This window comes from Streptomyces sp. NPDC033180, assembly GCF_055577645.1.
On the sequence record NZ_JBVIPU010000010.1, the window covers coordinates 128352 to 142584 of the forward strand.

14 protein-coding genes and 1 tRNA gene are annotated in these 14233 nt (G+C 69.9%); 5 read left to right on the forward strand and 10 right to left on the reverse strand.

The window, feature by feature from the left end:
* Position 1: 1 nt before the first annotated feature.
* Together ACZ5WE_RS25500 and ACZ5WE_RS25505 are read right to left on the reverse strand one after the other, a co-directional pair.
* Positions 2 to 1273, reverse strand: a complete 1272-nt coding sequence (locus ACZ5WE_RS25500) for an MFS transporter (protein ID WP_467692597.1) — start codon at positions 1271 to 1273, stop codon at positions 2 to 4.
* Positions 1263 to 2222 (reverse strand): glycosyltransferase family 2 protein, encoded by a 960-nt coding sequence (locus ACZ5WE_RS25505; RefSeq protein WP_467692595.1) that lies wholly within the window; start codon positions 2220 to 2222, stop codon positions 1263 to 1265. Before ACZ5WE_RS25505 ends, ACZ5WE_RS25500 begins: the two co-directional genes overlap by 11 nt.
* A gap of 537 nt (positions 2223 to 2759) precedes the next feature.
* On the opposite strand from ACZ5WE_RS25505, the gene ACZ5WE_RS25510 reads away from it, so the two are divergent.
* Together ACZ5WE_RS25510 and ACZ5WE_RS25515 are read left to right on the forward strand one after the other, a co-directional pair.
* Positions 2760 to 3929, forward strand: coding sequence for a YcaO-like family protein (locus ACZ5WE_RS25510; RefSeq protein WP_467692594.1), 1170 nt, complete (start codon positions 2760 to 2762; stop codon positions 3927 to 3929).
* Positions 3926 to 5299, forward strand: a complete 1374-nt coding sequence (locus ACZ5WE_RS25515; RefSeq protein WP_467692592.1) for a TfuA-like protein — start codon at positions 3926 to 3928, stop codon at positions 5297 to 5299. Before ACZ5WE_RS25510 ends, ACZ5WE_RS25515 begins: the two co-directional genes overlap by 4 nt.
* A 9-nt stretch (positions 5300 to 5308) precedes the next feature.
* Here ACZ5WE_RS25515 and ACZ5WE_RS25520 read toward each other — a convergent pair whose 3' ends face one another.
* The 4 genes from ACZ5WE_RS25520 to ACZ5WE_RS25535 all read right to left on the reverse strand — a co-directional run bounded on the left by ACZ5WE_RS25520 (position 5309) and on the right by ACZ5WE_RS25535 (position 9278).
* Complete coding sequence (locus ACZ5WE_RS25520) at positions 5309 to 5980, reverse strand: response regulator (protein ID WP_467692590.1); 672 nt, start codon at positions 5978 to 5980, stop codon at positions 5309 to 5311.
* A complete protein-coding gene (locus tag ACZ5WE_RS25525; protein WP_467692588.1) occupies positions 5967 to 7061 on the reverse strand; it encodes a sensor histidine kinase in 1095 nt (364 codons plus the stop codon). Before ACZ5WE_RS25525 ends, ACZ5WE_RS25520 begins: the two co-directional genes overlap by 14 nt.
* A gap of 266 nt (positions 7062 to 7327) precedes the next feature.
* Positions 7328 to 8434, reverse strand: a complete 1107-nt coding sequence (locus ACZ5WE_RS25530; RefSeq protein ID WP_469157299.1) for an NAD-dependent epimerase/dehydratase family protein — start codon at positions 8432 to 8434, stop codon at positions 7328 to 7330.
* Positions 8322 to 9278: a ScbA/BarX family gamma-butyrolactone biosynthesis protein gene (locus ACZ5WE_RS25535; protein ID WP_467692586.1), complete on the reverse strand. Its 957-nt coding sequence runs from the start codon at positions 9276 to 9278 to the stop codon at positions 8322 to 8324. Before ACZ5WE_RS25535 ends, ACZ5WE_RS25530 begins: the two co-directional genes overlap by 113 nt.
* A 222-nt stretch (positions 9279 to 9500) precedes the next feature.
* Here ACZ5WE_RS25535 and ACZ5WE_RS25540 point away from each other — a divergent pair, with 222 nt between their 5' ends.
* On the forward strand, positions 9501 to 10166 hold the full coding sequence (locus ACZ5WE_RS25540; protein ID WP_467692585.1) for a ScbR family autoregulator-binding transcription factor: 666 nt from the start codon (positions 9501 to 9503) through the stop codon (positions 10164 to 10166).
* A gap of 81 nt (positions 10167 to 10247) precedes the next feature.
* Here the strand turns inward: ACZ5WE_RS25540 and ACZ5WE_RS25545 are convergent, their stop codons facing one another.
* From ACZ5WE_RS25545 to ACZ5WE_RS25560, 4 genes are all read right to left on the reverse strand, one after another.
* Entirely contained in the window at positions 10248 to 11015 is a 768-nt protein-coding gene (locus ACZ5WE_RS25545; protein WP_467692583.1) for an SDR family oxidoreductase, read from the reverse strand.
* A gap of 66 nt (positions 11016 to 11081) precedes the next feature.
* On the reverse strand, positions 11082 to 11714 hold the full coding sequence (locus tag ACZ5WE_RS25550) for a ScbR family autoregulator-binding transcription factor (RefSeq protein WP_467692582.1): 633 nt from the start codon (positions 11712 to 11714) through the stop codon (positions 11082 to 11084).
* A gap of 60 nt (positions 11715 to 11774) precedes the next feature.
* Positions 11775 to 12227: a hypothetical protein gene (locus ACZ5WE_RS25555; protein WP_467692580.1), complete on the reverse strand. Its 453-nt coding sequence runs from the start codon at positions 12225 to 12227 to the stop codon at positions 11775 to 11777.
* Positions 12228 to 12587: 360 nt separating this feature from the next.
* Positions 12588 to 12661, reverse strand: a tRNA-Pro gene (locus ACZ5WE_RS25560).
* Positions 12662 to 12768: 107 nt separating this feature from the next.
* On the opposite strand from ACZ5WE_RS25560, the gene ACZ5WE_RS25565 reads away from it, so the two are divergent.
* On the forward strand, positions 12769 to 13287 hold the full coding sequence (locus tag ACZ5WE_RS25565; RefSeq protein ID WP_467692579.1) for a DUF309 domain-containing protein: 519 nt from the start codon (positions 12769 to 12771) through the stop codon (positions 13285 to 13287).
* A 159-nt stretch (positions 13288 to 13446) separates the two neighbouring features.
* Positions 13447 to 14226, forward strand: coding sequence for a precorrin-6A synthase (deacetylating) (cobF, locus tag ACZ5WE_RS25570; protein WP_467692577.1), 780 nt, complete (start codon positions 13447 to 13449; stop codon positions 14224 to 14226).
* Positions 14227 to 14233 lie beyond the last annotated feature (7 nt).

Below are 14233 nucleotides of genomic sequence, written 5' to 3' on the forward strand. Positions count from 1 at the left end.
CTCAACTCCTCTTCTGCAGGGCCTTGTTCCGGCCGGTTTGGAGGACGGCGGGAGGACGCACGCCCCTCTCGCGCCGCGCGGTCACCGGACCGCGGGCGCGCAGCCTGCGAGTGGTCAGGGCCACGGTGAACATCAGCAGCGGCAGCAGCCCCAGCGCGGTCCGCAATCCGAGGGAGTGGGACAGGAGTCCGATCAGGGCCGGGCCGCCGAGCAGACCCACGTACCCCAGGGACGCCACGGCTGCGACGGCGCTGCCGGTGGCGTGCCCGGCCTGCTCACCAGCCGCCCTGAACAGCTGCGGCGTGACGCAGGACAGGCCGAGACCGAACAGTGCCAGGCCGCTCAGGCCGCTCAGGCCGTCGCCGACGAGCAGTCCCAGCGCCAGACCGCAGCCGGCGACGAGGGTGCCGCCCGCGAGCAGCGCCGACGCCCCCGCCTTTGCCACGAGCCGGTCAGCGACAAGCCGACCGCTCGTCATCGCCAGACAGAACAGCAGGTAGCCCGCCGGTGCCCACTGCGACCCGAGCCCTGCGTGTTCGCGCAGATAGACCCCGCTCCAGTCGGCCACCGCCCCTTCGCACAGCAGACAGGCGAAGGCGCAGGCACCCAGCAGCAGGATCCGCCGGTCGGCCAGTACCGGGCGGGTGCCGGACGTCGTGGGGCCGTCCTTCTGCTCCGCGGGCCCGAGTTCCATGCGGGCTCGGGCGCACTGCAGAGCCCCGAGGACAAGCAGAACGGCGGTGCCCGTCAGCACAGTCCGCGGTGCCAGTCCCAGGTGGAGGGATCCGATCCCCAAGGCCGAACCGGTGAGGGCGCCGACGCTGAAGGAGGCATGGACCGAGGCGATGACCGGGCGTGGGTAAGCCCGGTCCACCTGAACGGCCCGGGCGTTCATGGCCACGTTGTAAGCGCCGCCGGACAGGCCGAACAGCAGTTGGGCGACGACCAGACCGGCCAGGTTGGGGGCCCACCCCGAACCGAGTAGGCACAGGGCGACGGCGAGCGACGCGACGCGGCTGACCGCGGGAGCTCCACAGCGGTTCACCAAGCGGCCGCTGAGCGCGATCCCGGCGACGGTGCCGACGGCGGCAACCAGGAGGACAAGGCTCAACTGGAGCTCGTCCAGGCCCAGTTCCCGCTTGACGTCCGGGATGCGGGCCACCCATGAGGAGAAGGCCACCCCGTTGAGGAAGAAGTACCCCGACACGCTCCACCGGGCCGCACGCAGTTCCGGGCCCGGGCCGCACACGGTCGGGTGCGCGCTAGCGGACACCGGCGGGGACGGCGGAGTACAGGCCATGCAGCTCGGCGGCCAAGTCGAGCTGGCCCTCGCGTTCCATGGTCTCCGCGAGTCGGCGCAGGAATCCGGTCTTCAGATCTGGTACGTCGGTCAGGGAGATGGTGCGCCGCTGCAGGGCGATACCGATGGCCTCGAAGAAGCCGGAGGTGTCCACCTCGGCCTTGCGCCGGTAGTAGTCACCGCCGATGCGACTGCGGTCGGAGGAGCCCGACCCGTTCTGGGGAATGCGGTACAGGCTGGGGGTCTGGGCGAGGAAAGCGAGCCCGGTTCCACCGGCGGACATCCGAAACCACGTGTGCCCGTCCTCGGAGCCGCGCACATCGGGGAAGGCATGGGCGGCAGCGAGCTCGGTGCGGGCGGACACAGTCGAGGTGAGCGTGGTGTACCCGGTTTCGGTGCCGATGCGGATCCAGGCGCGGGGCCCTTCGACGGGGGCTTCGCGGTGTGACTCGATGATTTCCCGTACGGACGGGGTGAGCAGGTGCTCGGCGACAGGCGTGCCGACCTCGTCGATGACGGTGAACCCGGAATAGACGAAGTCTATGTCGGGCCGCTCCGCCAACAAGGCCCGGGTCAGCTCGAGGCGACGCGGGTGGGAAACGTCGTCTGCGTCCTGGAAGAGCACCATGCCGCAGCCGTTGTCGCGAGCCCAGCGCACCCCGATGTTTCGGCACACGCCCTGGCCGCGGTTGGTCTCCTGCGGCAGCAGGACGATGCGGCCTGGATCGGCTGCGGCGAGCTTGCGCAGGTGCTCGCGATCCGCTGCCCGTGGTGAGGCGTCGTCGACGATCACCAGGTGCCAGTTCGGATCGCTTTGCGCGTGCAGCCCGCGCACGGCCTCCTCGACGTACTGCGCGGCCCGTGGGCCGTCGCTGTAGTGCGCCATCACGAAGCAAGCGGGGTCGGTCCGGATGGACGTCATGGTCCCTCCACGGTTCGGTGCGAGTGGGGCTTGGTGCGGTGCCGTTCCTGGCCACGATCGAACACTGTCGACTCTCGAAGAGTCAATACATACCGGTCGACTTGTCGAATTCAGCATCCCGGATCCAGTCCTTCGAGGCACGTCACTCTCCACGTCCGGCCACGAGTGGCTCCTTCCGCGGGCAAGCTGAAAGCCTCCCAACTACCTTCTTGAGCAGGTCTTTTGTAGCTGCCCTGCGCCTCACCTGGACGCACTGCCACCTTCGGCCACCCCATCCGGATCACATGGCGGTCTCATCACATAGAAAACCAGTCGACCGTTCAAAATAGTGATCTGGCGCATGCGGAGCACGCCGCGGGGAGGAGAGCCCAATGTCAGCAGTTGGGCAGCGGGAGGCCAGCCCCATCGGCGGGGCCCGGCCCCTCACACCAAAGACTTCCCGCTCTCTTGAACCGCGACTTCCGCCCGGCTGCCGGGCGGCTTTGGCGGCGTCGTCAATGCTGGAGCTCCGACCCGGAGGACGAGGAGGACGGACGGGTGAAGAAGATCCACTTCGAGGGCTCGCACCGCGTACGGCACCCGGAGGACACCTGGGCCATCATCGACGCGCTGCGTGGCCTGTACGGCATCACACGCGTCGCCGATGTGACGGGCCTGGATGTGCTCGGTGTCCCTGTCGCCCTCGCGGTGCGTCCCGGCGCGAAGACCCTCACCGTCTCGCAGGGCAAGGGCACCTCCATGCTGCTCGCCCGTATCTCCGCGGTGATGGAATCCCTGGAGCTGTGGCATGCCGAATACGCCACCCCCGCCGCCGAGATGACCGGCGTGCCCGCGTGCGATCTCCGCCTCCCCTATCGCGTCGCCACCCTGCCCCGACCTGTCGGCAGCCTCCTGAGCGACCGCACACCTCTGGACTGGGTGCGCGCCAGGGATCCGATCGGCAGCGCCGTCACGCTCGTACCCAGCGCGTGCGTCACCCTGGACCACGAGGTGCGCGACGTGTGGGCACCTCCCCTGTTGCAGGCCTGCGCCAACGGCCTGGCCGCCGGCAACAGTTACCACGAGGCGGTCGTACACGCCCTGTACGAGGTCGTCGAACGGGACTGCGCGGCCGCCCTCACGACAATCCCGGCGAGCGGCCGTCGGCACATCGCCGCACAGAGCGTCGAGGACGAACGCTGCGCCGGACTGCTGCGGAAGATCACGGAAGCGGGCGCCCGGCCAGAGATCGTCGACGTACCCAACCGCTGGAGGCTTCCCTGCTTCGTCACGTACCTGTGGTCCACGGACGTGTCTGCGCCGGCCGTGGGATACGGGGTCCACAGTGACCCGGCGATCGCGCTGAGCCGGGCCATCACCGACTCCGCACAGAGCCGGCTCGCCGCGATCGCCGGCGGCCCCGAGGACCTCACCCCGCACCTGCCGCCGCTTGGCCCGGACCTGCCTTCGCCGCCGCGCCCAGGCGGGGCGAGCGTGACATGGCGCGACGTGGCCAAGCCCGCCGCCCGGTTCACCGAGGACACGGACGAAGCGCGCTGGCTGGCGACCACGGTCCGCTCCGTCACCGGGCACGCTCCGCTGGTCGTCGACCTGAGCAGCCATCCTCAGTTCAGCGTGGTCAAGGTCATCGCCGCGGGCCTCGAGCGGGAGGAGCGGCAGGGGACAGGGCGCCCGCGGGCCACCGCCACCCCGAAGGAGGCCGGGTGAGTACGCATGTCTTCGTCGGCCCGACCCTGGCCGTGGAGGAGGTGCGCCACACCGCTCCGCACGCCGTCGTCCACCCGCCGGTGCGCCACGGCGACCTGCTGCTGCTCGATGCGTGCGCCGAGGACACCGTGCTCATCATCGACGGTGTCTTCCGCCACGCGGCCCCGGTGCGCCACAAGGAGATCCTGGATCTGCTCGCCCGCGGCACTCGTGTGATGGGCGCGGCAGGCCTGGGGGCGCTGCGCGCGGCCGAGCTGTGGCCCTACGGAATGCAGGGCATAGGCCTCGTTTTTGACATGTATGCCCAGCAGCTGGTGGAGGCAGATGCCGAGACAGCAGTTGACCCTTCGGCGCCCTGCGACGACGTACCGGCCACGGTGTCGCTGGTGAATTTGCGCTGGTCGATAGCCAACGCGGTGAGCCAGGGGGTCATCTCCGCCAACCGAGGCGCGGCGGTCCTGGAGGCGGCCGGCACGGTGCACTGGGCACACCGGAGCTGGCAGAAGGTGGTGCGCGCCGCCGATAACGCCTCGTCCGGATCCGGTGAAGCCGCCCGCGCCCTGCACTCCTTCGCCCTGGACCACCCCGACCGTGCGGATCTCCAGCGGGCCGACGCGCTGGTAGCCCTGGCGCAGACGACCCACCCGCGCACCATGGATCTGGCGCCGCTCATCCCGGCCTGGCTGGTGCCGTGCAGCAGCCATCTGGAGCGCTGGCGTGGCGCCATCCGCGCCGCCGCGCCCGCACGCCACCCCACCGGCGTCTCCGAGCTGGACGTACTGCGCTTCCAGCAGCTGTACGCCCCGGACTTCCCCGCGCGCTACCGCCGTTACGCACTGACCTCCATCGCCGCAGGGCGTCGGCGCGCGCCTGAGGGCGACCCGGCGCAAGCCGCGCTGGCCGCTGCCGCCGAGCGCGGGATCACCGCGAGGCATCTGCCGCCGCGGGTTTGGTCGCACTGGCTGACCGCGCGCGAGCTGCGGGAAAAGAGTGAGCAGTGGCGCCTGTTGCAGGTACTGGTGCGCTCCTTTCGCATAGCACCGGGTGCGGTCGCCTTCAACGGCGTCCCCGCCGAGCTGCGCGGCGGCGCGCAGGCCTGGTCGGCCAGCGCGGACGCGGTGGCGGCTGCCGACCGGCTCAACGAGCACCGCTACCGCACCACGGCCCACCGCACGCGCGAGTGGCCCGGGGCCGCCGGGGTGCGCCACCACCTCGTAGCGGCCTGGAAGTTCGACGACGTGGACGAACTGACAGCCACCGCCCGCGACCGGGGCTTCCTCTGCCTGGCCGAGGCCGAACAGGCGGCCCACCGCTTCGTGCTGCTGCGCCGCACGGGCGCGCAGGACGAACACGGCGGGAGCACTGCCTGAACGCGTCGGTCACTGTGACCCGTCGTGCACACGTGCCGAGGGTGGCGCGATCAGTGACGCGGCGACGGCCTTGTTCACCGCGTCCAGACGGGAGACCGCGGACAACTTGCCGTAGATGTTGCGCAGATGACGCTTGACGGTGCCTTCGGCGATGGACAGCCGCCGGGCGATCTGCAGGTTGCTGAGGGCCTGGCCGGCCAGGGTCAGGACTTCACGCTCCCGCGCCGACAGCCTCTCGCCCGCGAAGGACCCCACCCGGTCCAGGCCGTGCTGGGACACGGAAAGGATCACGTGCCCCGGATGACGGTTGACGCACACGCTCTGAATCGCGGAGAGCAGCTCGTGGCGGGTTGACCCCTTCACCAAGTACGCGCTGGCTCCCAGGGACAGCAGTTCGCGGGCGAGCGCGACATCGTCGTGCATGGTCAGGACGATGATGCGGGTGTGCGGGGCGATGTGGCGCAGCCGTGACAGCGTCTCTCGCACGCCCTGCCCCGGCATCTCCACGTCAAGGACGAAGACGTCCGCCGTGACCTCGGCCGCCTTGCGGCAGGCCTCCTCGCCACTGTCCGCCTCACCCACGACCTCGATGCCGGCGGCGGCGAGGATCTCCCGCACGCCCTCCCGGAACAGTGTGTGATCGTCGGCGATGAGGATACGCAGTGGCCTACTCGTTTCCACCCGTCTCACCTCTCAAAGGCCTCAGGGGCACAAAGACCAGGACCCGGGTGCCGCGGCCGCTCTGCGACTCCACCGTGACCTCGCCGCCCAGGAGTTCGGCCCGCTCCCGCATCGAGAGCATTCCGTTGTGACCGCGCGGCGCCGCGGCGCCCGCGTCGAAACCGACGCCGTCGTCCTCGATGAGAGCCCGCACCTCACCCGGCTCCAGGTGGACGGCCACGGTGACGCGATCGGCGTGCGCGTGGCGCACCGCGTTGCGCTGCGCCTCGCGGACGATCAGCAGCAACTCCTCCGTCGTTTCGGGGCGCAGCCACGACTGATCGCCCGTGACGGCGATGCGCACATGTGCCGGGTGCTCGCCCATGATGTCGAGGTCGGCCATGAGCGCGGCGCGCAGCGATCCCGCGTCGCTGCGCCGACGCAGACCGGTCATGACCTCCCGTAGGCTCGCCAGGGAGGTGCGCACCGTCCGGCCGGCCGTTCGGGCCTTCTCAGCTGCCAGATCCGGGTGCGTGTCCTGGTAGAGGTCGTAGAGCTCGAACCAGTTGAGGGCGGAACCGAGGTGGCCGGCGACCTCATCGTGCAACTCCCTTGCAACGCGCCGCCGTTCGTCATTGTGCGCAGTGTGGACGCGCTCCAGGAGGTAGCCGATGTGCGCCACGGAGCGTGCCGTGTGGCGGGCCACGATCTGGCGGTGCAACAGGGAGAAGAGCACCGCGCACTCCGCAGGCGAGGGCCTGCTCTCCTCGGGCTCACCCAGCAGCACGACGACCACCGCGTCAAAGAGCGCCGCGGCGGCACGGCCCGACTCCACAGGATGAGTGCGCGTCCCGCCGGGCTGCACCGTCTGGCTGCCCAGCGATTCCGTACCGTAGGGCAGGTATGTTCCGCGCCGCAGCTCGGCGATGACATGCACCAACAGCTGCCGGGCCTCGGACATCTGGCGGTCGATGTGACGCTCACGCCCCAACAGTGAGCTGCCGGTGGCGTGCAGGGCCGCTTCGAAGCCGGCGAGCACTTCCTCCAGACGCAGCTCGAGCACAGCGGCCGAGGTCGAAGGCCTCTCGCGGTGCACTGCCACGCCTCGCCCCCCACCCGATCTGTGCCGGTGCCCTGCCGCAGGGACCGCTGTCGCAGCCGCCTGCCCTGCAAGGGCAAGCATAGGCGGAGTGCCGCCCGGCGTGCCCGGCAGCACGGCCGACCAACGCCTCAAAACCTTCCAGCCGGTAGGGAGTTGGCGTCGGCTGCGCCGGCGGCCAGGGCGTGCCGCCCTAGCCGCCTCCGCGCGGCCCTGCCCCCGGGCGGGCGGCGGGTGCTCATCCTGCGCCCCCTGGCACCTGGTCGGCGTCATCCCAGATGCCGCCGGTACCAGCCGCTGCATTCGGCGAACCGCCGTTCGAACCCCGGACCGGGCCGCTCTCCCGTGGTGGCCCACAGGCTGCTGCTGTCATACCAGTGGTCCTGACTGAGAAGGGCGTACTGATGCGCGGAAACACCGGGCACAGCGCGCCCGACCCGGGCACGGTGTTCGGCCACGGAGATCACACCGGGCGCCAGCGGCAGCCCCAGGTCGACGTGCAGGGCGCGCAGCACCCGGCTCAGTGCCACGGGCCGCGGATCGGCCGCGTGGTAGACCTCGGGCCCCTGCGCCGGCCCGCGAGCCAGGGACACCACGCAGCGCGCCAGGTCCTGCACATAGATCATGGAGGAAAGCGCCATCGCTTGCGCGGGCCAGTCCGCAACGCCCCTGAGCAACCGGACCAGAGTCGGCACGACCCACCGGTCCCCCTCGCCGTAGACGAGATGGGGACGCAGCACGGTGCCGCCGGCCTCGAGCACGGCGCGCTCCGCGCGCAACCGGGAGGCGCTGGCTGGGGACGAGGGCGCGGGCGTCAGATCCCCTTCACGTGCTCCACGGTGCGGTCCTGTGCCGTATACGGAGGCAGTGCTGACGTACAACAGGCGTTGGACTCCCGCGCGTCGGGCCTCCCTGAGCAGTGCCTGAGTGCCCAAGTGGTTGACGGCTTCGCAGCGTTCGGCGTCGCGGCCGACGTACGAGGCTGTGTGCACCAGCGTCGTGACGCCCTCGCACACACCACGCAGGCTCTCGGGACGGGTCAGGTCGGCACTGGTGTGATCTGCCCTGCCAGGACCGGGGAGGCCAGGGTCACCACGGGAGGAGAGGACCCGCAGCCGCGGGCCACCCTCACTCTGGGTGTGCGCCCGCAAGGCGCTCACCACTGCGCTGCCGATGAATCCGGTTCCGCCCACGACGAGGACGTCCTGGCGCGCGAGATCCCTCGAAAGGGTGTGAGCACGCGTCCTCGCAGCCACTTGGCGCTCACCCACCGCTGGGGTCCAGGAGCGAGACCCGGCATACGCCGACCTCACTGCCGCCCTGGTGGAAGCGGACGGTAAGCGTGATGCGCCCTTCATCGTCGCGCCGCGGCTCATCCGTGGACACCAGGCAGGGTATGTGGAACTCCACGTAGCGCCAGAACTGCGCCTGACAGGCCACAAGCAGGACCGTGGGGCTACTCGTGGCCAGGTGGGCCGCCTGCCTGGCCGCCTCCATGAGTACCATTCCCGGCACATGGTCCACCGGGTGGTCGAAGAGCACCGGATGCTCGGCGTCGATACGCAGCGGATGCACCCGAGCGTCGGAAGAGGCGCCCAGTACGACATCGAACGAAGCCTGTCTGCCCACCAGTTCGGGTTCGACGGGCTTGATGACCGCCCGTGGTGGATGTGCACCGATCCGCTCCCCGCGTAGACGGCGATAGACGGCCTGCGAGGCACACTTGGCGCTCAGCCTGCCGACGCCCAGCCATCGGCCCTCGCGATGGGCGACGACGTCGTACGAGTAGGAACTGACGACTCCGGCACGGCGTTTGACCTCGCCCAGACGCATCTGCAGGACCACATGGGCGGGCCGGCAGGGCTTCGACAGGCGCAGACCCTGTTCGGCAACCTCGAACGAGGTCGACTCGGTGAGGAAACTGAACCCCATCGGAACGTGAAGGGCCTGGTGAGCCAGGAGCAGGCAGGCCTGGCGGATCGTCTCGCCGAACAGCATCGGATCGTGCCATCGGCCGTCTATACAACCGTAGTAACTGTGCCCGCGCGACCACTGCGCTCCGAGTTGCTGGACGTCCTTGACCGGCCGCCAGCCGGTCAGCAGCACCTCGGACACGGCGGCGCGGTGGACCAGACTGCGCGGTACGGTCTGCTCGAAAAGCTCACCCCCGTCCTGGCCCCCTTCGCAATGCGGTCGATCGGCTTGCAGAAGTGCACTCATCCTGAACCCCCGGACATGGACGCTGAACCGTAAGAACGCGCTCTGAGCAGGAAAACGAGGGGCGATTCCCCCTGGGAAGTGCCGTGAGAACTGTTGGACCATACCAGCCGACTGGTATTTTTTGATCGCGGAAGGCAAGATTGGGTCCATGACGGGCCGCGGCGATCGCCGCCGAGGGATGGAAGACCACCATCCGCGCCGCGGCGGGATGGAGAAGCGACAGTGGCCGTAGGAGCAAGGACACGGCAGGAGCGCGCCGAGGTGACTCGGGAGGCGATCCTGGACGGCGCGGCGACCGCCTTCGACGCGGCGGGCTTCGGCAGTACCAGCCTCACCGACATCGCTCGGCACTCCGGTGTCACCAAGGGGGCCATGTACTTCCACTTCCCCTCCAAGGAAGCACTGGCCCAGGAACTGATGGCCACTCAGTTCGACGTGGCCTCCTACGTGTCCGAGGCCGAGACTCCCGGTGTTCAGACGGCGATCGACCTCACGCACGAGATGGCGCACGGGCTCCGCTCCAGCGTGCGGGTGCGGGCCGGCATCCGCCTGGTCATCGAGCTCGGCTCGTTCACGGAGCCCGACCCCACGCTCTACAACAAGTGGATCGATGTCGTGCGCGACATGCTGGCCCAGGCGCAGGGACGCGGCGACATCAAGGCGGAGGTGAACATCGGGGACCTGGCCACCTACGTCGTGGGTGCGTTCGCCGGCGTGCAGATCGCCTCGCAGGTGCGCACCTCCCGCAAGGACCTGCACGAGCGGGTCACGGACATGTGGACCTGGCTGCTGCCGGCCATCGCCCCCTCGCGCCGCATCTCACGCTTCGTGCCCAGCGGCTCCGAGGGGCTGTGGCGAGCGATCGGCGCCCACGAGACCGCGGACTGACCCCACGCCCCCGCGCGCCGCGTGCTCGAGTGCGTGCGCGGCCGCCGGGGAACGACGCCGAGCACCAGAGCCGGCCGCCCCTCACAGGCGTGACCCGCCGGAGGCGTCAATGCACTGGCCGGTGACCCAGCGCGAGGCATCGGAGGCCAGGAAGGCCACGATGTCGGCCACGTCCCCCGGCTGGCCCAGCCGGTCGAAGACGGACCAGGCCGCCAGCTCCGCGGCCGCCTTGGTGCTGCGCCGCTTGGCCGCGTTCATGTCGGTCTCGACGAACCCCGGCGCGACCGCGTTCACTGTGATGCGGCGCCGGCCCACCTCCTTGGCCAGGGCCAGCGTGAACGTGTCCACCGCACCCTTGCTCATGGAGTAGACCAGCGACTCCGGATACGCGATGCGTGTCGCGGCCGACGAGATGTTGATGATGCGCCCGCCCTCCCGCATCCGCTTCAACGCCTGCTGCGCCAAGAGCACCAGAGATTTGGTGTTCACCGCGAAGATCCTGTCGAAGAGCTCCGCGGTCACCTCCTCGATGCGGGCGGACCCGCTGGTGGCTGCGTTGTTTACCAGGATGTCCAGGCCCGGGCTTGCACCCAGCCGGGCCAGCCCGGTGTCGAACTGCCCATAGAGCCTCTCCAGTTCATCCGGCGCCCCCAGCTCGGCACGGATCTCGAAGGCCCTCCCGTCGCGGCCACGGATCGCCTCCAGCGTCTCGAGCGCCGCATCCCGGTCCTCCCTGAAGTGGACTGCGACCAGAGCCCCCTCCTGCGCCAGCTTGCATGCGATGCCCCGCCCGATCCCCCGACTTGCCCCGGTCACCAGTGCCGTCTTGCCGGCCAGCACGCCACCCATGCCCTATCCCCCTTCAAGAGCAACTTCCACATTCAGCAATCGAGAGTTGTAGCATCCGCAGGAGCGTTAGGGGATAGCCGCGGCCGCACCGGTCCGGATAACTACATCACCGCCCACCGGAATCAACAGCGGAAGCACCAGTTCCCACAGGTGGCCGAGCCACTTCTCGCTCTCGTCGGCGGGCACCCCCATCCACGCCAGAATCTCGACGCCGGAGACGGCCGCGGTGACCAGCGTTCGCGCGGACACATCGGCAACGTCGGCGGCCAGTTCCCCGTTCTTGCGGGCCTCCTCCAGCAGCTGCCACAGACGCCCCAACCACAGTGGGTAGAAGTCCATGGGCGCGGGCTTACCGCCCGAGCGCTCCCGCGTGATGCGCACACCGGCCCTGATGAAGGGGTCCTGCCTCAGCAGCCGCCCCAGGGTGTAGGTGGCATCCACCAGAACCTGCAGACGCCGCACCTGCGACTCACAGAGGTCCTCGATAACCGTCTCCAGGACGTCCCGGCCGCGCGCCTGAACGGCATCGGCCAGCTCTTCCTTGGTGGCGAAATGGAAGAACAGCGCCCCCTTGGTGACACCGGCCGCACGGCTCACCTCGCCCAGCGTCGCCCCGACCAAGCCATGATGGGCGAACTGCTCGGCCGCCGACACCACCAGAGCCTCCAGCGTGCGCTCCGAACGCTCTTGCTTCGCCATCGTGACGCTCCACCTCACCTCGAAAGAACGGGGCCGACAGCTCCTGCCGCCCTCACACGCCTACGCAGCCCGCGCCACCCGCGCCGTCCCCCCGGCACCACACGTCGGCAGCTCAAACGCGGCATCTGCCAGGTCCGCCAGCACCCGCGTCACCCCCAGCTGAACCAACTGTGCTGCGGCCGGGCCCAGTTCCCCCCAGCACCCGGGGTCCGTCCCGCCCACGAAGACCGGGCCCGCCAGAGCGCCACCCGCCCGCAGGTCCTTCAGGATCTCCAGCTCCCGCGACGCCCCGGCGACCTCGCCCACGATCAGGAGCAGCGCCCGAGCCAGGGGGTCGCGTGCCAGGGCGGCGGCCGCATCGACCAGCGTGACCGGGCCACCCAGGTTCACTGTCCGCACCCCCCTGCAGTTGAGCCGCATGGAGAGGAGGAAGGTGCCGGCCCCGGCCGGCTGCCCCACCAGCGATCCCACGACCACCAGGCGCTCCCCCGGCGCGGCGTCAAGCCGGCCCATCGCCCCTCCCTCCCGCCCCGCTCGCACGGCGCAGAGCCCGGACACCGGCCTGACCGACCCGCCCGCCCACTCTAGAAACCGGTCGAACGGTACGTCAAGAGAAACCGGTCGACTGGCTTATCAAACAGACGGTCAGCGATCAGGCCCCTAGGCAACCGCGCTCGGCTACGCCATCGACCGGGGCCACCCGGCCTTCCTGACAGCCCTGGAGTGGAGGGCATCGCCATATCCGCTCAGATCGAGCTACGGCGTTCAACCTCCGGCTCGGCCCGAGCGGATCCCACGCATCCGCGCTCCCACATCGGTCCCGAACACGAAGTAGGGGCCATCCGAAGATGGCCCCTACCTGCGACGTTTCCGTCGGGACGACAGGATTTGAACCTGCGACCCCTTGACCCCCAGTCAAGTGCGCTACCAAGCTGCGCCACGTCCCGGTGCGCGTGTCCCGCTGTGTTCTGCGTGATCGCGCAGTTAGAACTTTACCCCACGTTCGGGGGTGGTCCGCGCCCCCGCCGGACGCCTGGCGAGGGACAATCGGCGTATGAGCACCTCACCTCGACCCGATGACCGTGGCCGTGACCGTGACGCCGAAGGGCGGGCCCGCAACGCGCGGCCGCGTGATGGACTCGGGCGGCCGATGCCGTACGGCACCGAAGGGGTGGAACGGCAGCCCGAAGGAGTCACGCGCACGCCCGAGGAGACGGTCACTCAGGCGCAGGCGCTGCTCGACGCGGGGCGGCCCTTTCACGCGCACGAGGTCTTCGAGGACGCCTGGAAGTCGGGGCCCGAGGACGAGCGTGACCTGTGGAAGGGGCTCGCGCAGCTGGCCGTTGGGCTGACCCACTCCGCCCGCGGCAACCTCACGGGCGGGGCGCGGCTCCTGCTCAGGGGAGCGGGCGCGATCGACGCGGGGAAGAGGGGCGAGCGGCCGTACGGGATCGACGTGCACGGACTCGTTCTGTGGGCACGGCAGTTGGCAAAATCCCTGGAAGAGGAGGAGGGGCAGAAGGTGGACGCGGCCGAACACGCGCCCCGCCTGCGCGGAGCCGACGGCGTCTGACGCCTCTGACTCGGAGCCGGCGGCCCCGTCTGACACGCCTGACGCGAGGCCGAACCTCACAGCGGCCCCGGGCACAACAGCACCGGACACAACAGCACCGCACACCCGGCGGCGCGACCCGCTCGGCCCCGCAGCGCCCCCGTACGGCAGACTCTCGGCGTGCGAAAGATTCATGTCATCGGCATCGGCGCGGGCGACCCCGACCAGTTGACCCTGCAAGCCGTCAAGGCCCTGAGGAGCACCGACGTGTTCTTCATCCTCGACAAGGGCGGGGAGAAGGACGACCTCGTCCAGCTGCGGCGTGATCTCCTCGACGCGCACCGCGCCGACGGCGCCTACCGGGTGGTCGAGGCCCGGGATCCCGCGCGCGACCGGAAGGCCGGCGGCGCGGACTACTCACCCGCCGTCGGGGACTGGCGCAGCCGCCGTGCGGACATCTACGCGCGGATGATCGCCGATGAGCTGGGTGCGGACGAGTGCGGCGCGTTCCTGGTGTGGGGCGACCCCGCGCTGTACGACAGCACGCTCGGGATCCTGGAGGAGGTCCTCGACCGGGGCGAGGTGACCTTCTCGTACGACGTCGTGCCCGGTATCAGCAGCGTCTCCTCGCTCGCCGCAAGGCACCGCACCGGCCTGAACCGCGTCGCGCGGCCCGTGCAGATCACCACCGGGCGCCGGCTTGCGGACCACGGCTTTCCTGAGGGTGTCGATGATGTCGTCGTCATGCTCGATGCCCATCAGGCGTTCCGGCAGTACCAAGGCGGAGAGGGCGGAGACATGTACATCTACTGGGGCGCCTATATCGGGACCGCCGACGAGATCCTCGTCTCCGGGCCGCTCGACGAGGCCGCTCCCCGCATCGAGACTCTGCGGGCCGAGGCTCGCGAGCGCAAAGGCTGGATCATGGACACCTATCTGCTGCGCCGCAACCTGGACTGAGCGAACG

Excerpts from the sequence above, each read along its gene's own strand:
- ACZ5WE_RS25555 (WP_467692580.1), bottom strand. The coding sequence starts at position 12,227 with ATGGGCCGGCTTGACGCCGCGCCGGGGGAGCGCCTGGTGGTCGTGGGA.
- ACZ5WE_RS25530 (WP_469157299.1), bottom strand. The coding sequence starts at position 8,434 with ATGAGCCGCGGCGCGACGATGAAGGGCGCATCACGCTTACCGTCCGCT.
- ACZ5WE_RS25535 (WP_467692586.1), bottom strand. The coding sequence starts at position 9,278 with ATGAGTGCACTTCTGCAAGCCGATCGACCGCATTGCGAAGGGGGCCAG.
- ACZ5WE_RS25565 (WP_467692579.1), top strand. The coding sequence starts at position 12,769 with ATGAGCACCTCACCTCGACCCGATGACCGTGGCCGTGACCGTGACGCC.
- ACZ5WE_RS25505 (WP_467692595.1), bottom strand. The coding sequence starts at position 2,222 with ATGACGTCCATCCGGACCGACCCCGCTTGCTTCGTGATGGCGCACTAC.
- ACZ5WE_RS25550 (WP_467692582.1), bottom strand. The coding sequence starts at position 11,714 with ATGGCGAAGCAAGAGCGTTCGGAGCGCACGCTGGAGGCTCTGGTGGTG.
- ACZ5WE_RS25545 (WP_467692583.1), bottom strand. The coding sequence starts at position 11,015 with ATGGGTGGCGTGCTGGCCGGCAAGACGGCACTGGTGACCGGGGCAAGT.